The organism is Micromonospora sp. CA-259024 (assembly GCF_050936255.1).
Classification (GTDB): domain Bacteria; phylum Actinomycetota; class Actinomycetes; order Mycobacteriales; family Micromonosporaceae; genus Micromonospora.
Genome location: NZ_JBNJND010000001.1, coordinates 1,961,929 through 1,980,376, shown reverse-complemented (window position 1 = coordinate 1,980,376; position 18,448 = coordinate 1,961,929). Strand labels below are relative to the sequence as shown.

Genomic DNA, 18,448 nt, shown 5'->3' with positions numbered 1-18,448 from the left:
TTGCGGCTAAGCTCCCCCGGTGCGCGGAATCCTACTCGCCGGCGGCACCGGGTCCCGGCTCTGGCCGATCACCCGGGCAGTCTCCAAGCAGCTGATGCCGGTCTTCGACAAGCCGATGATCTACTACCCCCTCTCCACCCTGGTGATGTCCGGGGTGCGGGAGATCCTGGTGATCACCACACCGGAGGACCAGGACCAGTTCCGCCGCCTGCTCGGCGACGGCAGCCAGTTCGGGTTGCGGCTGGAGTACGTCACACAGGCCCGCCCGGAGGGCATCGCCCAGGCGTTCGTGCTGGGCGCGGACTTCATCGGCGACGAGTCAGTGGCGCTGATCCTCGGCGACAACATCTTCCACGGCGTCGGCCTGGGTCGGCAGCTGGCCGCGCACGGCGACCTGGTCGGCGGTCGGGTGTTCGCGTACCCGGTGGCGAACCCCGAGGCGTACGGCGTGGTGGACTTCGACGCCGACGGGCGGGTGCGCTCGATCGAGGAGAAGCCGGCCCGGCCGAAGTCCCGCTACGCGGTGCCCGGCTTGTACTTCTATGACAACCGCGTGGTGGACATCGCCGGCAAGCTCACGCCCAGCGCCCGGGGCGAGCTGGAGATCACTGCGGTCAACGAGGCGTACCGGGAGACCGGTGAGCTGTCCGTCACCGTGCTGGACCGGGGCACCGCCTGGCTGGACACCGGCACGTTCGCGTCGATGATGCAGGCGGGCGAGTTCGTGCGGGTGATCGAGGAGCGGCAGGGCCTGAAGATCGGCTGTGTCGAGGAGGTCGCCTGGCGGGCCGGCCTGATCGACGACGCGCAGCTGCGCGCGCTGGCCGAGCCGCTGACCAAGAGCGGCTACGGCGACTACCTGTTCGGCCTGCTGGCCGAGAAGCACGGCACGCAGGTCGGCCGATGAAGATCCGGGAGCTGGGCATCGAGGGCGCCTGGGAGATCACCCCCCAGCAGCACGGCGACCCGCGCGGCATGTTCATGGAGTGGTACCGCTTCGACAAGCTCGCCGAGGCGGTGGGGCACCCGCTGCGGCTGGCCCAGGCCAACCTGTCGGTCTCCGCGCGCGGCGTGGTGCGCGGCATCCACTTCGCCGACGTCCCGCCCGGGCAGGCCAAGTACGTCACCTGCGTGCGCGGCGCGGTCCTCGACGTGATCGTGGACCTGCGGGTGGGTTCGCCGACCTTCGGCCGCTGGGAGGGCGTCCGGCTGGACGACACCGACCGTCGGGCGGTCTACCTCAGCGAGGGGCTGGGGCACGGGTTCTGCGCGCTGACCGACGACGCGACGTTGAGCTATCTCTGCTCGGCCACCTACAACCCGACCGGCGAGCACGCGGTGCACCCGCTGGACGCGGAGCTGGGCATCGAGTGGCCCGCCGACGTTCCGCTGCTGTCGGCGCGCGACGACGCGGCGCCGACGCTGGCGCAGGCCCGCGAGTGGGGCCTGCTGCCGGAGTACGACAGCTGCCGGCGGTTCGTGGCGAGCCTCGGGCCGGACGGAATGTCGCACTCAACCGGTATGTGACCGCGCTTGGGGCACGACCTGTGGTCTGACAGTGACGAACCGGGCCTCCGGGCGGCTAATGTCACACCATGGAGCGGCGAATCTTCGGCCTCGAGACCGAGTACGGCGTCACCTGCACCTATCGCGGGCAGCGGCGGCTGTCTCCGGACGAGGTCGCGCGGTATCTGTTCCGCCGCGTGGTGTCCTGGGGCCGGTCGAGCAACGTCTTTCTGCGCAATGGAGCCCGGCTCTACCTGGACGTCGGGTCGCATCCGGAGTACGCCACACCGGAGTGCGACTCGGTGGCCGATCTCGTCGCCCACGACCGGGCCGGCGAGCGGATCCTGGAGGGCCTGCTCGTCGACGCGGAGAAGCGGCTGCACGACGAGGGCATCGCGGGTGAGATCTACCTGTTCAAGAACAACACCGACTCGGCCGGCAACTCGTACGGCTGCCACGAGAACTACCTGGTCTCCCGGCACGGTGAGTTCGGCCGGCTCGCCGACGTGCTCATCCCGTTCCTGGTCACCCGGCAGTTGATCTGCGGGGCCGGCAAGGTTCTGCAAACCCCGCGCGGCGCGGTCTACTGCCTGTCGCAGCGGGCCGAGCACATCTGGGAGGGCGTCTCCTCGGCGACCACCCGCAGCCGCCCGATCATCAACACCCGAGACGAGCCGCACGCCGACGCCGAGCGCTACCGGCGGCTGCACGTGATCGTCGGTGACTCCAACATGAATGAGGTCACCACGCTGCTCAAGGTCGGCACCGCCGACATCGTGCTGCGGATGATCGAGGCTGGGGTGGTGATGCGCGACCTGTCGCTGGAAAACCCGATCCGGGCGATCCGGGAGGTGTCGCACGACATCACCGGCCGGCGCAAGGTGCGGCTGGCCTCCGGCAAGGAGGTCAGCGCCCTGGACATCCAGCAGGAATACCTGGCCAAGGCCACCGAGTTCGTCGAGCGCCGGGGCGGTGACCAGGCCGCCAAGCGCGTCGTCGAGCTGTGGGGTCGGGTGCTCAACGCGGTGGAGACCGGCGACCTGGAGCCGGTCTCCCGGGAGATCGACTGGGTCAGCAAACTGCGGCTGATCGAGCGTTACCAGCGCAAGCACGACCTGCCGCTGTCGCACCCCCGGGTGGCGCAGATGGATCTGGCCTACCACGACGTGCGCCGCGGTCGCGGTCTCTACGGGCTGCTGGAGCGTCGCGGCGAGGTCGACCGGGTGGCCACCGACCCGGAGATCTTCGAGGCCAAGGAGACTCCTCCGCAGACCACCCGGGCCCGGCTGCGCGGCGAGTTCATCCGGCACGCACAGGAGAAGCGACGGGACTTCACCGTCGACTGGGTGCACCTGAAGCTCAACGACCAGGCGCAGCGCACCGTGCTCTGCAAGGACCCGTTCCGGGCGTACGACGAGCGGGTGGAACGGTTGATCGCCAGCATGTGACCGGCGGCCGGCCCCGGCGGTGGTGTCCACCGGCGGGGCCGGCCGGCTCAATGGTTCGGCGGCCTCAGCGATCCGGTGGGCTCAGCGGTTCGGCGGGGTGAGCGGCCCGGTAGGCTGAGCGCGCCATGACGACTTCTGGACCTTCCGACCCCTCCGAGCGCGGCGCCGAGCGGCAGAACTGGGTCGAACGCCGGCGGGAGAAGATCCGCGCCGAGATCGACCGCAACCGGCGCGGCGAATACACGGTGCCGACGTGGGTGTTGGCCCTGGCGCTGGTGCTCATCGTGGGCGGTTGGCTCGCCCTCATCTTCCTGGCCTGATCATCTTCCTGGCCTGATCAGCGCGCCCTGAGTTGGCTCACTGTGCCGCGCTCGTCAGGCCCGCGTCGCGTTCACCTGCGGTGATGCCTGCAGGTGGGGCTGTTTTCACGCACTAACCGAATGAGTCAATTGGGTCTGACCGGCCAGCCGTCTGGTGGCCTCAGAGCCGCAGCAGCCCCGCGGCGAGCGACTCACGCAATCCGGCGGGCGGCTCCTGGTAGCCCTCGCCCCACAGCGCACCGGGAAAGCCGCCGGCCGCGAACGCAGTGTTGAGATCGTCGACGAACCAGATCGCGGGCCCCACCTTCCCGTCGATTCCGGGGCCGGGCAGGTCAATGCCGTAGGGCGCGTCGCCGCTGATGTTCGCCTTGTGGAGCTCGTCGGGCGCGTAGTCGAGCTGGAACGGGATGCCGGCGTCCCGGCGCGCGGTGTCCCTGAGGTACGCGGCGTGCTCGGCCTCGTAGTAGGAGCGCGAGCCGCCCCGCTCGGCCCACTCGAGCTGCACCACCAACGGGTCCGCGAGCACGCTGGCCGGCCAACCCGGCAATTCCCCGACGAGCCACACATCGCCCACCTGCCGGATCCACGCGCTGATCGTCATCGGGAACGGCGCGAACGTCACCTCCAGCCAGTCGGCCAGCGCGGGCGCGCCCGGCGACGGGGGAACGTGGGCGCGACACGGCGTCCCCTCGTCGTCGTTCTCCTCCGCACGGAAGCCCCGCGCCTGCAGCCGCTCAACGAGCGTCTCGACGTTCCTGCGGGCACGGTCGGCGAACTCGCGCGCCACCGCCTCGGCGTCCTCCCGGTACGGGGCGTCGAAGACCCGTAGGCCAAGACCGCGCAGGTCGCGCCATACGTCGTCGGGATCACCGGACACGTACCGCGCGTGGAAGCTCGCCATGGCCACCATCCTTGCAGCGAGCCACCAGCGTCGGCGGCGAGGTCTCGGTTGCCGACTCAGCTGGCGATCCGCAACGTCATCAAGCAGCCGCGGCCGCTGCGCTCGGCGACCATCGCGATCAATGGCACGACACAGACCTTCGCCCCGCCATCCCCGCCGAGAAGCAGGCCATCCTCGAGGATCCACGCCCGCAACGTCACGCACTAACCCGACTTGACTCACGGTTGGCTGATTCGGGGGTCTGTGGGGGCCGACTCTTGCAGGTCGAGAAGTCCTTTCGAATGTCCAAGACCGACCTGGCCGCCCGGCCGATCTACCACCACACCCGCGAATCGATCGAAGCGCACCTGACCATCGTGTTCGCCGCCCTGGCCGTGTCCCGCTGGATCGAGAACACCACCGGCTGGAGCATCAAACGGTTCGTCACCACCGCCCGCCGCTACCGGACGATCACGATCCAGGCCGGCGACCACAGCATCACCGCCGCCGACCCCCTACCCGACGAACTCCGCGCCGCACTCGACGTCATCCACGGCTCGCACTAAATGAGCCAAGTCGGGATACACGGTGCCGACGTGGGTGTTGGCCTTGGCGCTGGTGCTCATCGTGGGCGGCTGGCTCGCCCTCATCTTCCTGGCCTGATCATCTTTCTGGCCTGATCAGCGCGCCCCCGCGTTGCCCAGCAGCGTGACGGCGTGCCGGCCGGCGGCTGCCGCCGCCAGGAAGTACGCGTGGTCGGCGTCGAGTCCACGGCCCATGGTGGACAGCGGCACGGCGCTGGCGCGCAGCGCGGCGTCGAGACCGGTGGTGGGCACCCGGACGATCCGGTGCCGGGCCGCGAGGGGGGCCAGCGACGCGTCCACCTCGGCTGCGAGGGCCGGGTCCAGGTCGTCGGGCACCACCAGTTCCGCCGGGGCGAGCGCCACCCGGCCGTACGCGGTGAGGCTGTGGTGTGACACGCCCCGGTGCCGGGGACGGGGGTCGGCGTCGGAGATGCGCAACGATCCGACCGGCCGGCCGCCCAGCGTGGCGATCGCGTTGACCGCCTCGCCGACGGCGACCCCGGAGAAGCCCCAGCGGGTGCCGGTGCCCAGGTTGCCAGGCCCCTGGGTCACGATGGCCACGTCGGCGCCCAGCACGTACCGGGCGGCGAGCAGACCACCGTGCAGGGTGGTGGCCTCCAGGTCGCCACCGAAGGCCTGCCCGACCGTGATCGTGCCGGCCAGTTCGGCGCGCAGGCCGGCGAGAGTGCGGGAGAACCAGGCCGCCAGCGCCCCACCGTCGGTGAGCAGGTACGCCACCCGGGCCTGTGGGGCGTCGGCCCGGATGCCGGCCAGGATCGCCGGCAGGGCCGAGTGCAGGTCGGCGGTGACCACCGGCAGTCCGCCCAGGTCGTCCGCCTCGGCCAGCACATCCCGGTGCGGGGACGCCTCCTCGTCGACGCCGAGCAGGATCGGCTGCAACGGCGTGTAGCGGGCCTTGACCAGATGCCCGGTGTCGCGGGTGTCGCCGACGTTCGGCGGGTCCGGCGGCAGCCGGTCCGGTAGGGCCACCACCAGGGCGTACCCGCCGGTGCCCAACCCCATCAGCAGCGCACCGGCGTTGAGTAGCACCCGGTCGCCCGGCTCGGGCGTGCCGACCAGCTCCGGATAGGCCAGCGCGCGCATGCGCGTGCCGTCGGGCAGGTCGACGTCCAGCTCCACCGCCCCGGTCCACTGCCGTCGCAGCGTCGCCACCGTCCCCGTACGCCATCGCACCATGACGGGCACGCTAGCCGCGTGGGCCCGGCGGCCCGCGCCCGGGTGGTCCGGAGCCTGGGTCAGGTCGGGTCGGGTTCGCCGTCGGCGGCTGTGCTCGGCCTGGCCTGGGTGTTCCGGGGCTGGCCGGCGGGGCCGGGCCCCGACCGGGTGGGGTCGAGGAAGACGTAGCGGATCTCCGGGTACCGCCCGGTGAGCCGTCGTTCGGCCTCGTCGGCGGCGGCCTCGATGGCCGCGCCGGTGGCCTCGTCGCGGAAGTCGACCTTCGCGGCGATCAGGATGTCGTCCGGGCCGAGCTGCATGGTCAGCAGGGTGTCGATCCGCTCCACGTCGGGAAGGTCGCTCAGTTCCCGCTCGATCTCGTGGCGGAGCCGCTCCGGGACCGACCGGCCGACCAGCAGTGACAGGTTGTTGCCGGCCAGGATTCCGGCGACCGTCAGCAGCAGCAGCCCGATCAGGATCGACGCGACCCCGTCCCACACCTCGTCGCCGGTGGCATGCGACAGGCCGACTCCGAGCCCGGCCAGCAGCAGACCGATCAGGGCCGCGCTGTCCTCCAGGAAGACCGCCTTGACGGTGGTGTCGGCGGTCAGCCGCAGGAACCGCCGGGGCGTGGTCTGCCAGCGTCGGGACTCGCGGCGGACCTGCCGCACCGCCCGGGTGAGCGAGATCGACTCGATGACGAAGGACACCCCCAGCACGATGTACGAGAGGAGAAAATCGCCGCTGTGCCGGTGCACCAGGATGGTCGTGACGCCGTGGGTGACGGCGAAGCCGGCGCCGGCGACGAAGGTGAACATGGCGGCGAAGAACGCCCAGACGTAGCTCTCCTTGCCGTAGCCGAACGGGTGCCGCTGGTCCGCCGGCCGGGCTCCGCGGCGCAGCGCCTGATAGAGCAGCACCTCGGTGGTGGTGTCGGCGAGCGAGTGCGCCGCCTCCGAGAGCATCGCGGCCGAGCCGGAGATCACCCCGGCGACCAGCTTGGCGACCGCGATGGCGAGGTTGGCGGCGCCCGCGACGATCACGGTCCCGACGCTCTCGCTCTCGGTCCTGACCTCCGCTTGCGGCATGAGGGCCACCCTATGACCAGAGGCGGCGAAGCGCCGGGGAGCGGGCCCGATCCGAACAGATGTGCGGCACGCCCGCGTGGGTGCACGCCGCGGGCGCCTCGGCTGCTAGCGTCTACCCGTGTCGCGGACCCGCACCGAACGCCTGGTCAACCTGGTGATCTGCCTCCTGTCCACGCGACGGTTCCTGACCGCCGCGCAGATCGCCGCGACCGTGCCCGGTTATGAGCATGATCCCGACGACGCGCGCGACCACGAGGCGTTCCAGCGCAAGTTCGAGCGGGACAAGGCCGAGCTGCGCGAGTTGGGCGTGCCGCTGGAGACCGGCACGGCGAGCGCCTTCGACGCGGAGCCCGGCTACCGGATCGCCCACCGTGAGTACGCGCTGCCCGACATCCTCCTGGAGCCGGACGAAGCCGCCGCGGTCGGCATCGCCGCACGCCTGTGGCAGCACGCCGGGCTGGCCGCCGCCGCGTCGTCCGGGCTGGCCAAGCTGCGTGCCGCCGGGGTGGACGTCGACCCGCAGGCCACCCTCGGCCTGGAGCCGATGGTCACGGTCGACCCGGCGTTCGCGCCGCTGACCGCCGCTGCCCGGGACCGCCGCGAGGTCGGGTTCGACTACCGGGTGCCCGACCGCGACGCGCCCAGCCGCCGGCGGCTGCAACCGTGGGGCGTGGTCTGCTGGCGTGGCCGGTGGTACGTGGTCGGCCACGACCAGGACCGGGAGGCGACCCGCTGCTTCCGGCTGTCCCGGGTCGTCGGCGCGGTGCGGGTGACCGGCGCTCCCGGGGCGTACGAACCGCCGGCCAATGTCGACCTGATCAGCCACGTGGCCCGCTGGTCGGGTCCGGTGGAGCGCACCGGGCGTGCCACCGTGCTGGCCGCACCGGGCCGTGCCGCCGGACTGCGCCGCTGGGCGGTGGAGGTGACCACCGGGCCGGACGGCGACCGGCTGGTCCTGCCGTACGCGGACCCGGACGGGCTGGCCGGCCACCTCGTCGGCTACGGCCCGGACGTGCGGGTGCTCGACCCACCGGAGGTCCGCGAAGCGGTCATCCAACGACTCAAGGAGATCGCCGTCCGACACGACGAGCTGGCCGCCACCGGGGGTGCCCGGTGACCCGCCCGGCCGCCCGAGGCGGCTCCCGCGCGTCCGCCGACCGGCTGGCCCGACTGCTCAACCTGGTGCCCTACCTGCTGGCCCGGCCCGGCATCGAGATCGCCGAGGCGGCCGGTGACCTGGGCGTCACCGAGCGGCAGCTCCGCGAGGACCTGGAGCTGCTCTGGGTGTGCGGGCTGCCCGGTTACGGCCCCGGAGACCTGATCGACATGGCGTTCGACGGTGATCGGGTGACCATCACCTACGACGCCGGCATCGACCGGCCGCTGCGGCTCACTCCCGACGAGGCCCTCGCGCTGGTGGTGGCACTGCGGATGCTCGCCGAGACACCCGGGGTGGCCAACCGCGAGGCCGTCGAACGGGCCCTGGCGAAGATCGAGGACGCGGGGGACCTGGTGGGCGCCCCGGTGGCGGTCCGGCTGCCCGGGGACACCCGGCGGGTCGAGGCGCTGCGTGCCGCCGTGGAGGGCGGCAAGGCGCTGCGGATCACCTACTACACGGCGGCCCGGGACGAGACCACCGAGCGCGTCATCGACCCGTTGCGGATGCTGATGGTCGGCGGTCGGGCGTACGTGGAGGCGTGGTGCCGGCGCGCGGAGGCGGTCCGTCTGTTCCGCGCCGACCGGATCGACGCGGTCACCGAGCTGGCCGAGCCGGCCAGCGTTCCGCCGCAGGCCGTGCCGCACGACCTCACCGAGGGTGTGTTCCGCCCCTCGCCCGATCTGCCGCTGATCACGCTGCGGATCGGTCGGAGCGAGCGGTGGATCACCGAGTACTACCCGTGTGAGCGGGTCGAGGCCGGTGACGGCGACCAGTGGCTCGTCTCCCTGCGCGTGACCGACCTGGGGTGGGCTCGTCGGTTCGTGCTCGGCCTCGGCCCGGACGCCACCGTGGTCGCCCCGGTCGAGTTGGCCGAGCAGGTGCGGGCGACGGCGGCGGCGGCGCTGGACGCGTACGCTGTGCCCGCCCCGACGGCCGCGCCCCGGCAGCCCGAGGTTGACCCGACCGACGTGCCGCTGGGTGACCCGGCGGTGGCGGGCCGCACCCAGTAGGCTGACCGCCGTGCTGATCTGGATCGTGCTCGCGGTGGTGCTGCTCCCGCTCGTGGCGCTCGCGCTGGCCGTGCGCCCGGTGCTGACCCGACTGCCCCGACTGCGCCGCGCCGCGGTGGCGTTGCAGCGGCGGGCCGCCGAGGCCGAGGCACTGCGCGAGACCGCCGAGGCTCTGCAACAGCGCGCCGAGGGTGTCCAACGCCAACTCGACACCACGCAGCAGCGGCTCGCGGTGATCAAGGCCAAGCGCGGCTGATCGACCCCCGTCACAGCCCTGTCCCCGGTCGGGGCGGGCCGCTACGGAAGCGACCGCTCGGCGATGGTTGACTGATCATCGCGGTTGGTCAAGACTTCACCGGCCGGGCCCGGCATGATGGCCCCCGGCAGGTGGCAACCGGCCGATCCGCACGTACGATGGGCTGCGTACCGCCCCCGGACACACAGAGCGACTGGAGCTTCTCATGGGTGCCCTCAAGCCGTGGCACATCGCGGTTCTCGTGGTTGTGCTGATCCTGCTCTTCGGTGCGAAGCGGCTTCCCGACGCGGCCCGCTCGCTCGGCCGTTCGTTGCGGATCATCAAGGCCGAGACCAAGAGCCTGCAGGACGATGACCGCGACCTCGCCGAGAAGGCCGACGCGCAGGCCGGCTACCAGCCGCTGCCGCCGCAGGTCGGGCAGCCGCAGCAGGCGCCGTACCAGCAGGCGCCGCCGCAGCAGCCGGTTGCCGACCCGGTGCACCGCGTCCGCGACAACTGACCGGGAGGCCCGAGCACCGTGGCCTTCGCACTGCGTAAACGCGGCCCGAGCACCTTCGAACGGGCTTCGGACGGCTCGATGACGCTCATCGAGCACGTCCGGGAGCTGCGTGACCGCCTGTTCCGGGCTTCGCTGGCGATCGTGGCCGGTCTGATCGTCGGTTTCTTCCTGGCGCAGCCGGCGTTCGACCTGCTGAAGGAGCCCTACTGCAGCCTCCCGGGCGCCCGGGACGCGCTCGGCGAGTGTCACCAGTTCCTCCAGCTGTCGCCAGCCGACGGTTTCATCCTCAAGTTGAAGCTGGCGCTCTGGATTGGCCTGATCGTCGGTGCGCCGGTCTGGCTCTACCAGCTCTGGGCCTTCATCGCGCCCGGCCTGCACCGCCACGAGCGCAAGTGGGCGTACGTCTTCGTCGCCATCGCGGCTCCGCTGTTCGCTGGCGGCGCGGTGCTCGCCTACCTGGTCGTGGACAAGGGCCTCGCGTTCCTGATGGAGTCGGGCGTGACCGGGCTCTCCACCCAGTTGGAGGTCACCCGGTACATCTCGTTCGTCACGAACATGATCCTGTTGTTCGGGGTGGCGTTCGAGTTCCCCCTGATCCTGTTGATGCTCAACTTCACCGGCGTGGCCAGCGCCCGGCGGTTGTTGAGCTGGTGGCGCGCGGTCATCTTCGTCTGCTTCGCCTTCGCGGCCATCGCCACACCGGATCCGGGCCCCTTCGGCATGACGCTGCTGGCGGTCTCCCTCTCGCTGCTGTATTTCGTGGCGGTCGGGGTGGCGTTCATCAACGACAAGCGGCGGGGGCGTGGCAAGGAGGTCTACGCCGGCCTCGACGACGACGAGGTGTCGCCGCTGGAGCACGACCCCGATCCGGTCGAAGCCGGGCAACGGGTCGACGCGACCGCGCCGATCGGCGTGCCCGATCCGATCGCCCCGCCGGCACCGATCGAGCGGCGCTACGACGACATGACCTGACGGCCCCGCGCCGCCCGGTCCGCGACGCCGCCCCCGTGTCCCGGGGGCGGCGTCGTCGTGTCGCGACCTCACCCCGAGCGCCCACAGTGGGACTGATCGTGACGACAGCCGCCGCTGGTGAACGGCGGGTGTCCGACCGGTACGGTGCTGCCCGTGACCGCAGACGATCACCTGCCCGGCCCGGTGGCCGTGCTCGCCAACCCGACCGCCGGTCGGGGACGGCACCGCACCCTGCTGCCCCGGTTGCTGGACGGGTTGGCCGCCGCCGGTCGACCGGTCCGGCTGCTGTCGGCGTCCAGCCCCGCCGAGGCGGAGGCGGCGTGCCGTGCCGCCGTCGTCGACGGTGCTGGCGCGCTGGTGGCGATCGGTGGGGACGGCACCGTGCACCGGGCGTTGCAGGCGGTCGCCGGCACCGGTGTGCCGTTCGGCCCCATCCCCGCCGGCACCGGCAACGACTTCGCCCTGGACACCGGCTTCCCGGCCGACCCCCTCGCGGCGACGGAGGTGATCGCGTCAGCGCTGCGTGACGGCCGCGGCCACGCCGTCGACCTGGCCCGGATGACCGGGCCCGATGGCACCGAACGCTGGTACGGGGCGGTCCTCGCGGCCGGGTTCGACGCGATCGTCAACGAGCGGGCCAACCGGATGCGCTGGCCGCGCGGCCCGCGCCGGTACGACCTGGCGATCCTGGTCGAGCTGGCCCGGCTTCGGCCGCGCCGCTACACGCTGCGCCTCGACGGGGTGCCGCACGAACTGGACGCGGTGCTGGTGGCGGTCGGCAACTGCCCGACGTACGGCGGCGGGATGCGGATCTGCCCCGACGCCGACCCGACCGACGGGCTGCTCGACGTGGTGGTGGCGGGCCGGGTCGACCGGCGGACGCTGATCCGGGTCAAGCCCCGCATCTACCAGGGCACCCACGTCGGCCACCCGCTCGTGCGCAGCTACCGGGCGCGGACGGTGGAGCTGAGCGCCGAGGGCATCACCACGTACGCCGACGGGGAACGCTCGCTGGACCTGCCGGTGACGATCAGCGCCGTTCCGGGCGCCCTGCGGCTGCTGCGTTGACCCGTACCGCGCCGATGCTCGCCGCGATGACGAGCACGATGGCCGCGCACTCCAGCAGGGTCAGCGCCTGCCGCAGGACCAGCCACCCGGCGAGGGTGGCGACGGCCGGGCCGAGGCTCATCAACACCGCGAAGGTGGCGGTCGGCATCCGCCGCAGCGCCAGCAGCTCCAGGGTGTACGGCAGCCCGGAGGCGAGCACCGCGAGGGCCGTGCCGAGCGCCAGCACCTGCGGGTCGAGCAGCACGGCGCCGCCGTCGATGATGCCCAGCGGCAGGGTGACCAGCGCGGCGAGGGTCAGCGCCAGGGCCAACCCGTCGGCGCCCGGGAACCGGCCGCCGACCCGGGCGCTCAGCACGATGTACGCGGCCCACATGGCACCTGCCCCGAACGCGAAGGCCACCCCGGCCGGGTTCAGCCGGTCGAAGCCGCCCTGCCCGAGCAGCGCCACCCCGGCCAACGCCAGCCCCGCCCAGCCCCAGCTGGCGAGTCGCCGGGCGCTGAACACCGACAGCGCCAACGGGCCGAGCACCTCCAGCGTCACCGCCAGGCCCAGCGGGATACGTTCGATGGCCTGGTAGAACAGCGAGTTCATGCCGGCCAGCGCCAGCCCGAACCCGCCCGCCGCGAGCCAGGCCGAGCGGTCGTGCCCGCGCAGTCGGGGCCGGCACACCACGAGCAGCAGCAGCGCCGCGATCGTCAGCCGCAGGGTCACCGCGCCGGCCACCCCGGTGCGCGGGAAGAGCAGCGTGGCCACGGCGGAGCCGAACTGCACCGACAGCGCCCCACCGAGCACCAGCCCCACGGCGGCGACACCACCGCGGCGCTGCGGTGGCGCCTCGGCCGCACTCGACGCGGGCAGCAGGGTTTCCGTCACGGGCACGACGGTAGGCGGTCCGCTCCGGCCCCTCCACGCTGGTGTAAGCCACACCACTCGCGCCGACACGGCCGTTAACGGTCGCCAACGCAGTGCTACCGGCGTACCGTCCGTGGTATGACCAGCGCGATGCGGAAACTGTCGATCTCCGTGCCACCCGACGTGGCCGACCGCCTGGAGCGCGAGGCCAACGCGAGTGCCTACATCACGCAGGCTGTCCGTGACCGGATGCGCCTGGATGCCCTGGACGCGGAGCTGGCTCACCAGGGCATCCATATCACTGAGCAGGGCGTGGCCGAGGCGCGCGCCCGCCGTGCCGCCGTTGAGGCCGACTGGTCTCCGGAACGCCGGAGCGCCCTCCGGGAGCGGGCACGCCAGCACGCGCTGGACGCCGCCGCCACTCTCGACCAGCCGGCCGCGTGACCCACGAGGACGACCGGCCGGTCCGGCTCGTGCTGGATCGGTCGGCACTGCTGGCCTACCTGGCGGGTTCGGTGCACGTCGGGGAACCGCTGCACGAAGTAATCCAGGACCGCAACAGGTTCGCCGTCACCGCCGTGACCGCGGCGGAGGCCATGGCGATCGTCAGCGACCCGAAAGAACGGGCGAACCTTCACCGGCTGCTGACCCTCGACGCCTGCGAGGTGCTCTCCACCCAGGGGCACTCATGGCACGAACTCAGCTTCTGGCGCACGGTGACGGGTCGTGCCGACCTGGCGACCACAGCGCTGGCCGTACTCGAACACGACGCATCGATCCTCACCGCGGAGCACCGGTACGGCGACGGTGAGCTGCCGGTGATCTACATTCACGACTGACGGCACAGCGGCCACCGCCCGGCAGCAGAAGCACTTTCCGGGCGCGGTCGGACCGGAGCCTGCACAGCTCAGCCCGGCAGCGCCAGATCGAGCACGGCGCCCAGGCCGTTCTCCCGACCCGGGTCAGCGGCGGGGAGCACCAGCACCGCGCAGCCGGCGGCCACCGCGCCCGCGTCCGCCGGTGTGTCGCCAACCATCAGCGTCTGCTCCGGGTCGACGCCGAGCATCCCGCAGGCCCGCCAGAAGATCGCCGGGTCGGGCTTGCACCGCCCCACCTCGTACGAGAGCACGAACGCGTCGACCAGGTCGGTCAGCCCCCAGGCGTCGAAGTGTGGCCGTAGGTCGAAGCCGATGTTGCTGACCACCGCCACCCGCACCCCGGCGTCGCGCAGCGCGGTCAGCGTGGGCGCGGTGTCCGGGTACGGCAGCCAGCCCTCGGCGGTCAGCAGCCGCTCGTAGAGCGCGTCGGCGAAGCCCTCGATGCCCGCGTCGACGGTCTCGGCCAGCCCGGTGTACGCGCCCCGGTGGGCGTGTTGGTAGAGGTCCCGGTCGGCCCACAGCTCGGCCAGCCGGGGCGGCACCCGTGCGGGCAGTGGCCCGCCGGCGCGCCCGGCGGTGAGCAGCCGGTCGGCCAGCGAGGTGGCGCGAACCCGGTCCAGGGTGACCCCGCACGCGGCCGCGGCCTCCAGCACCCACTGCCGGGGCTCCTCCACCTGGGCCAGCGTGCCGTGGAAGTCGAAGAGCACCGCCTTGACGGGCCGTCGGGACGCCCGGGGGGCGGCGGCGGCCTCGGCGCTGCCCGGCGAACGGGTCTGGGTCGGTTCGGCATGGTCCGGCACGCCGTGCACCCTACCGACCGCCCCCGATGGCACCTCCGCACGGCCTTGTCGGGTGTCGTGTCCCGGCACGCACTAATCTTGGTGCCATGTCGAGCCCCGCCGAGCGGTACGCAGCGGCGCGCCGCCGAGCCGCGCAGGCCTCACAGTTTCCGGCGCTGGAAGAGTTCGCCCTTGACCTGGGGTTCGACCTCGACGACTTCCAGAGGGAGGCGTGTCAGTCGCTGGAGCGGGGCAGCGGTGTGCTGGTCTGCGCCCCCACCGGGGCCGGCAAGACCGTGGTCGGGGAGTTCGCCGTCCACCTGGCGCTGCGCGGGCGGCCCGGCGACCCGGTGCCCGTCGACGAGGCGGCGCCCCCGCCGGCCCGGCGCAAGTGCTTCTACACCACGCCGATCAAGGCGTTGTCCAATCAGAAATACCACGACCTGGTCGCCCGGTACGGCGCCGATCAGGTCGGCCTGCTCACCGGCGACAACGCGATCAACGGCGACGCGCCGGTGGTGGTGATGACCACCGAGGTGCTGCGCAACATGCTCTACGCGGGCTCCAGCACCTTGCAGGGGCTGGCGTACGTGGTGATGGACGAGGTGCACTACCTCGCCGACCGGTTCCGTGGTGGGGTGTGGGAAGAGGTGATCATCCACCTGCCCGCCTCGGTCACCCTGGTCTCGTTGTCGGCGACCGTCTCCAACGCCGAGGAGTTCGCCGACTGGCTGGTCACCGTGCGCGGCGAGACGGCGGTGGTGGTCAGCGAGCACCGGCCGGTGCCGTTGTGGCAGCACATGCTGGTCGGCAAGCGGATGTTCGACCTGTTCCACGACGCCGACGCCGCCCGCAAACACGACGTGCACCCGGAGCTGCTGCGCTACACCCGTGAGACCGCGCGCCGATTGGAGTTGGGCGAGGGGCGCAGCGCGGGGCCCGGCGCCGGCCGGCGGGGCCCGCGCTGGCGTGGCCCGATGCGCCCCGACATCGTCGACCGGCTGGACCGGGAGGGTCTGCTGCCGGCGATCCTGTTCATCTTCAGCCGGGCTGGTTGCGCCGCCGCGGTGCAACAGTGTCTCGCCGCCGGGCTGCGGCTCACCTCGCCCGAGGAGCGGGCCGAGATCCGCCGGGTCGTCGAGTCCCGGGTCACCGCCATCCCCGGCGAGGACCTGTCGGTTCTGGGCTACTGGGAGTGGCTCGACGGCTTGGAGCGCGGCCTGGCCGCCCACCACGCCGGCATGCTGCCGGTCTTCAAGGAGATCGTCGAGGAGCTGTTCGTCCGCGGCCTGGTCAAGGCGGTCTTCGCCACCGAGACCCTGGCGCTGGGCATCAACATGCCGGCCCGTTGCGTGGTGCTGGAACGGCTGGTCAAGTACAACGGCGAGGCGCACGTCGACCTGACCCCGGGGGAGTACACCCAGCTCACCGGGCGCGCCGGCCGCCGTGGCATCGACGTGGAGGGGCACGCCGTCGTGGTGTGGTCCCCGGAGACCGACCCACGGCACGTGGCCGGGCTCGCGTCCACCCGCACCTACCCGTTGCGCTCCAGCTTCCGACCCTCGTACAACATGGCGGTGAACCTGGTCGGCACGGTCGGCGCCGAGCCGGCCCGGGCCCTGCTGGAGTCCTCGTTCGCGCAGTTCCAGGCGGACCGGTCGGTGGTCGGCCTGGCCCGGCAGGTGCAGCGCAACACCGAGACCATCGAGGCGTACGGCGCGGAGGCCGCCTGCCACCACGGCGACTTCGACGAGTACTTCGCGCTGCGGGTCGCGATCGCCGACCGGGAGAAGGCGATCGCCCGGCAGGGGCAGACCCAGCGCAAGGCCGCCGCGGTGGCGTCGCTGGAGCGGCTGCGGATCGGCGACGTGATCCGGGTGCCGTCTGGCCGTCGGGCCGGTCTGGCCGTCGTGCTGGACCCGGCGACCGGTGGGTTCGGTGAACCCCGGCCGTTGGTGCTCACCCAGGACCGCTGGGCCGGGCGGGTCAGCCCCGGCGATTTCACCACCCCCGCCGAGGTGCTGGCCCGGATCCGGGTGCCCAAGCACTTCAACCACCGGTCACCGGCCGCCCGACGGGACCTCGCCGCCGAGGTCAGCGGCACCGGCCTGGATCGGCACGGCGGCCGACGGGGTGGTCGCTCCCGGCAGGTGACCGGCGAGGACCACCGGCTCACCCAGCTCCGCACCGACCTGCGCCACCACCCCTGCCACGCCTGCCCGGAGCGGGAGGAACACGCCCGCTGGGCGGAGCGGCGCCGGCGGCTGGAGCGCGATACCGAGGAGCTGCGCGAGCGAGTGTCCGGGCGTACCGGGTCCCTCGCTCGGACGTTCGACCGCATCGTGGCGCTGCTGACCGAGCGCGGTTACCTCGGCCGTGACGGCGCGGTCACCGACGCCGGTCGGATGCTCGGCCGGATCTGGACCGAGGCGGACCTGCTGGTCGCCGAGTGCCTGCGCCGGGGTGTGTGGAACGGGTTGTCTCCGGCCGAGCTGGCGTCCGCGGTCTCCGTGGTCGTCTTCGAGGCCCGCCGCGACGTCGACGAGCGGGCGTCGTTGCCGCGCGGGCCGGTGGCCGACGCGGTGGACGAGACGCTGAAGTTGTGGGGCGAGATCGAGGCCGACGAGGCGGCGCGCGGCCTGACCGCGACCCGGGAGCCGGATCTCGGCTTCGCCTGGCCCGTCTACCGGTGGGCCCGGGGCGAGGCGCTGTCCAAGGTGCTCGGCAGCGGGCACGAGATCGAGGGGGAGATGCCCGCCGGTGACTTCGTCCGGTGGGCTCGCCAGGTCGTCGACCTGCTCGGTCAGCTTGCCGACTCCGGCGGCGCCTCGCCGGAGCTGCGTTCCACCGCCCGGCAGGCGATCGGGGCCATCAACCGGGGTGTACTGGCCTACCACACCTCGGCCTGATCATCACGTTCGGTCATCGTCGGCGACGAATCGACGCATCGGACGGTCATCGCGACAGCACCCCCCGGATGGCTCGGGGGGCGCTGTCGCGCCTGTTCACGGCACCCCTGATCATTGCCCGAGCGTCTTGTTGACGCGCCGGTAACGAATGGGAAGAAGGCCGCCGTGGCGGAGATCAATCACTTTGAGTACGGGTGGATCACCCCCGCGCTGAGCTACGCACTGTCCGTGCTCGGTTCGATCCTCGGACTGGTCTGTGCCGGGCGTATCCGCACGGCGGGCACGGCCGGCCAGCGGGCCTGGTGGGGCCTGCTGTCGGCCTGGGCTCTGGGTGGCACCGCCATCTGGGCGATGCATTTCATGGCCATGCTCGGCTTCGCCGTCGAGGGCACCCGGATCCGCTACGACGTGCCGCTGACCGTGGCCAGTACCGCCATCGCCGTGGTGGCGGTCGGAATCGGCCTGGCCATCGTGGGCACCGGCCGGTTGAACCCGGTACGACTGATCGCCGGCGGCGTCTTCACCGGTGCCGGGGTGGCCTCCATGCACTACACCGGGATGGCGGCGATGCGCCTCAACGGCAGCCTCGGCTACGACACCACCCGGGTCGCGCTCTCGGTGGTCATCGCTGTCGTGGCGTCCACGGTCGCGCTGTGGCTCGCGATGACCGTCCGACGAGGGTTGGCGATCCTCGCCTCCGCGCTGGTGATGGGCGTCGCCGTGAACGGGATGCACTTCACCGGCATGAGCGCTCTGTCGGTGCACCGCCACGAACGCGCGGGCGAGGTGACCGGCACCGGCGTGAGCACCCTGCTGGTGCCGATCGCGGTAGCGGTGATCTTCGGGGTGGTCGGTCTGCTCTACGCCCTGCTCGCCGCCCCGACCGACGACGACCGGGCCGCCACCGCCTACCTGGACGGGCGGCGGGTCCCGGAACCGGCAGCGGCGACACCCACCGCCGCCCCGGACCCGGTCGGTTTGCGCGCCCGCTCCACCCTCGGCCAGCCGGGCACCCCGTTCCCGTCCCGCCGGGAGACGCCACCCCGTTGACGCCGTGCGGTCT

The 18,448-nt window shown here is 72.3% G+C and carries 20 protein-coding genes and 1 pseudogene; 15 read left to right on the top strand and 6 right to left on the bottom strand.

Annotation, left to right across the window (positions count from 1 at the left end; genetic code table 11):
• Positions 1–19: 19 nt before the first annotated feature.
• The 4 genes from rfbA (at position 20) to ACQEUX_RS08455 (ending at position 3,274) form a co-directional block, all read left to right on the top strand.
• Positions 20–907 (top strand): glucose-1-phosphate thymidylyltransferase RfbA, encoded by an 888-nt coding sequence (gene rfbA, locus ACQEUX_RS08470; RefSeq protein ID WP_433043750.1) that lies wholly within the window; start codon positions 20–22, stop codon positions 905–907.
• On the top strand, positions 904–1,527 hold the full coding sequence (gene rfbC / locus ACQEUX_RS08465; protein ID WP_433043747.1) for a dTDP-4-dehydrorhamnose 3,5-epimerase: 624 nt from the start codon (positions 904–906) through the stop codon (positions 1,525–1,527). Before rfbA ends, rfbC begins: the two co-directional genes overlap by 4 nt.
• A gap of 68 nt (positions 1,528–1,595) precedes the next feature.
• On the top strand, positions 1,596–2,954 hold the full coding sequence (gene pafA / locus ACQEUX_RS08460) for a Pup--protein ligase (RefSeq protein WP_433043744.1): 1,359 nt from the start codon (positions 1,596–1,598) through the stop codon (positions 2,952–2,954).
• A 125-nt stretch (positions 2,955–3,079) separates the two neighbouring features.
• The gene (locus tag ACQEUX_RS08455) at positions 3,080–3,274 is read left to right on the top strand and encodes a hypothetical protein (RefSeq protein ID WP_433043741.1); all 195 of its coding nucleotides are present in this window, start codon (positions 3,080–3,082) and stop codon (positions 3,272–3,274) included.
• A 160-nt stretch (positions 3,275–3,434) separates the two neighbouring features.
• On the opposite strand, the gene ACQEUX_RS08450 is transcribed toward ACQEUX_RS08455, so the two are convergent.
• The gene (locus ACQEUX_RS08450; RefSeq protein ID WP_433043738.1) at positions 3,435–4,175 is read right to left on the bottom strand and encodes a hypothetical protein; all 741 of its coding nucleotides are present in this window, start codon (positions 4,173–4,175) and stop codon (positions 3,435–3,437) included.
• A gap of 56 nt (positions 4,176–4,231) precedes the next feature.
• Positions 4,232–4,375 (bottom strand): hypothetical protein, encoded by a 144-nt coding sequence (locus tag ACQEUX_RS08445; RefSeq protein WP_167190358.1) that lies wholly within the window; start codon positions 4,373–4,375, stop codon positions 4,232–4,234.
• A gap of 51 nt (positions 4,376–4,426) precedes the next feature.
• On the opposite strand from ACQEUX_RS08445, the pseudogene ACQEUX_RS08440 reads away from it, so the two are divergent.
• Positions 4,427–4,720: pseudogene (locus tag ACQEUX_RS08440) on the top strand (IS1634 family transposase); the annotation flags it as partial.
• A gap of 114 nt (positions 4,721–4,834) precedes the next feature.
• On the opposite strand, the gene ACQEUX_RS08435 reads toward ACQEUX_RS08440, so the two are convergent.
• Both ACQEUX_RS08435 and ACQEUX_RS08430 read right to left on the bottom strand, forming a co-directional pair.
• Positions 4,835–5,935 carry a DUF3866 family protein gene (locus ACQEUX_RS08435; protein ID WP_433043735.1) on the bottom strand — a complete coding sequence of 367 codons (1,101 nt, stop codon included), beginning with the start codon at positions 5,933–5,935 and terminating at the stop codon, positions 4,835–4,837.
• A 59-nt stretch (positions 5,936–5,994) separates the two neighbouring features.
• Positions 5,995–7,002, bottom strand: coding sequence for a cation diffusion facilitator family transporter (locus ACQEUX_RS08430; protein WP_433043732.1), 1,008 nt, complete (start codon positions 7,000–7,002; stop codon positions 5,995–5,997).
• 118 nt (positions 7,003–7,120) lie between these two features.
• Between ACQEUX_RS08430 and ACQEUX_RS08425 the strand changes: the two genes are divergently transcribed.
• From ACQEUX_RS08425 to ACQEUX_RS08400, 6 genes are all read left to right on the top strand, one after another.
• Positions 7,121–8,119 (top strand): helix-turn-helix transcriptional regulator, encoded by a 999-nt coding sequence (locus tag ACQEUX_RS08425; RefSeq protein WP_433043729.1) that lies wholly within the window; start codon positions 7,121–7,123, stop codon positions 8,117–8,119.
• Entirely contained in the window at positions 8,116–9,171 is a 1,056-nt protein-coding gene (locus ACQEUX_RS08420; RefSeq protein WP_433043725.1) for a helix-turn-helix transcriptional regulator, read from the top strand. The genes ACQEUX_RS08425 and ACQEUX_RS08420 overlap by 4 nt, the downstream gene beginning before the upstream one ends.
• A gap of 10 nt (positions 9,172–9,181) precedes the next feature.
• Complete coding sequence (locus ACQEUX_RS08415; protein WP_433043722.1) at positions 9,182–9,427, top strand: hypothetical protein; 246 nt, start codon at positions 9,182–9,184, stop codon at positions 9,425–9,427.
• Positions 9,428–9,632: 205 nt separating this feature from the next.
• Complete coding sequence (gene tatA, locus ACQEUX_RS08410) at positions 9,633–9,926, top strand: Sec-independent protein translocase subunit TatA (RefSeq protein ID WP_089021067.1); 294 nt, start codon at positions 9,633–9,635, stop codon at positions 9,924–9,926.
• Between the two features lie 18 nt (positions 9,927–9,944).
• A complete protein-coding gene (gene tatC, locus ACQEUX_RS08405) occupies positions 9,945–10,898 on the top strand; it encodes a twin-arginine translocase subunit TatC (RefSeq protein WP_433043718.1) in 954 nt (317 codons plus the stop codon).
• 144 nt (positions 10,899–11,042) lie between these two features.
• Positions 11,043–11,966, top strand: a complete 924-nt coding sequence (locus tag ACQEUX_RS08400) for a diacylglycerol kinase (RefSeq protein ID WP_433043715.1) — start codon at positions 11,043–11,045, stop codon at positions 11,964–11,966.
• On the opposite strand, the gene ACQEUX_RS08395 is transcribed toward ACQEUX_RS08400, so the two are convergent.
• Entirely contained in the window at positions 11,929–12,846 is a 918-nt protein-coding gene (locus ACQEUX_RS08395) for an EamA family transporter (RefSeq protein ID WP_433043712.1), read from the bottom strand. The genes ACQEUX_RS08400 and ACQEUX_RS08395 overlap by 38 nt on opposite strands.
• A gap of 111 nt (positions 12,847–12,957) precedes the next feature.
• Here ACQEUX_RS08395 and ACQEUX_RS08390 point away from each other — a divergent pair, with 111 nt between their 5' ends.
• Positions 12,958–13,263 (top strand): hypothetical protein, encoded by a 306-nt coding sequence (locus ACQEUX_RS08390; RefSeq protein WP_433043709.1) that lies wholly within the window; start codon positions 12,958–12,960, stop codon positions 13,261–13,263.
• Positions 13,260–13,658 carry a hypothetical protein gene (locus tag ACQEUX_RS08385; RefSeq protein WP_433043707.1) on the top strand — a complete coding sequence of 133 codons (399 nt, stop codon included), beginning with the start codon at positions 13,260–13,262 and terminating at the stop codon, positions 13,656–13,658. Before ACQEUX_RS08390 ends, ACQEUX_RS08385 begins: the two co-directional genes overlap by 4 nt.
• A gap of 68 nt (positions 13,659–13,726) precedes the next feature.
• Here the strand turns inward: ACQEUX_RS08385 and ACQEUX_RS08380 are convergent, their stop codons facing one another.
• Positions 13,727–14,497, bottom strand: coding sequence for an HAD family hydrolase (locus tag ACQEUX_RS08380; RefSeq protein ID WP_433043704.1), 771 nt, complete (start codon positions 14,495–14,497; stop codon positions 13,727–13,729).
• A gap of 86 nt (positions 14,498–14,583) precedes the next feature.
• On the opposite strand from ACQEUX_RS08380, the gene ACQEUX_RS08375 reads away from it, so the two are divergent.
• Positions 14,584–17,385 carry a DEAD/DEAH box helicase gene (locus ACQEUX_RS08375; RefSeq protein WP_433043701.1) on the top strand — a complete coding sequence of 934 codons (2,802 nt, stop codon included), beginning with the start codon at positions 14,584–14,586 and terminating at the stop codon, positions 17,383–17,385.
• 165 nt (positions 17,386–17,550) lie between these two features.
• Entirely contained in the window at positions 17,551–18,435 is an 885-nt protein-coding gene (locus ACQEUX_RS08370; protein ID WP_433043698.1) for an MHYT domain-containing protein, read from the top strand.
• Positions 18,436–18,448: the final 13 nt, after the last annotated feature.

Bases quoted from the DNA above. Each gene is read 5' to 3' on its own strand.
- tatA (WP_089021067.1), top strand. From the start codon at position 9,633: ATGGGTGCCCTCAAGCCGTGGCACATCGCGGTTCTCGTGGTTGTGCTG.
- ACQEUX_RS08390 (WP_433043709.1), top strand. From the start codon at position 12,958: ATGACCAGCGCGATGCGGAAACTGTCGATCTCCGTGCCACCCGACGTG.
- ACQEUX_RS08450 (WP_433043738.1), bottom strand. From the start codon at position 4,175: ATGGCGAGCTTCCACGCGCGGTACGTGTCCGGTGATCCCGACGACGTA.
- ACQEUX_RS08375 (WP_433043701.1), top strand. From the start codon at position 14,584: ATGTCGAGCCCCGCCGAGCGGTACGCAGCGGCGCGCCGCCGAGCCGCG.
- ACQEUX_RS08430 (WP_433043732.1), bottom strand. From the start codon at position 7,002: ATGCCGCAAGCGGAGGTCAGGACCGAGAGCGAGAGCGTCGGGACCGTG.
- rfbC (WP_433043747.1), top strand. From the start codon at position 904: ATGAAGATCCGGGAGCTGGGCATCGAGGGCGCCTGGGAGATCACCCCC.
- ACQEUX_RS08435 (WP_433043735.1), bottom strand. From the start codon at position 5,935: ATGGTGCGATGGCGTACGGGGACGGTGGCGACGCTGCGACGGCAGTGG.
- pafA (WP_433043744.1), top strand. From the start codon at position 1,596: ATGGAGCGGCGAATCTTCGGCCTCGAGACCGAGTACGGCGTCACCTGC.
- ACQEUX_RS08455 (WP_433043741.1), top strand. From the start codon at position 3,080: ATGACGACTTCTGGACCTTCCGACCCCTCCGAGCGCGGCGCCGAGCGG.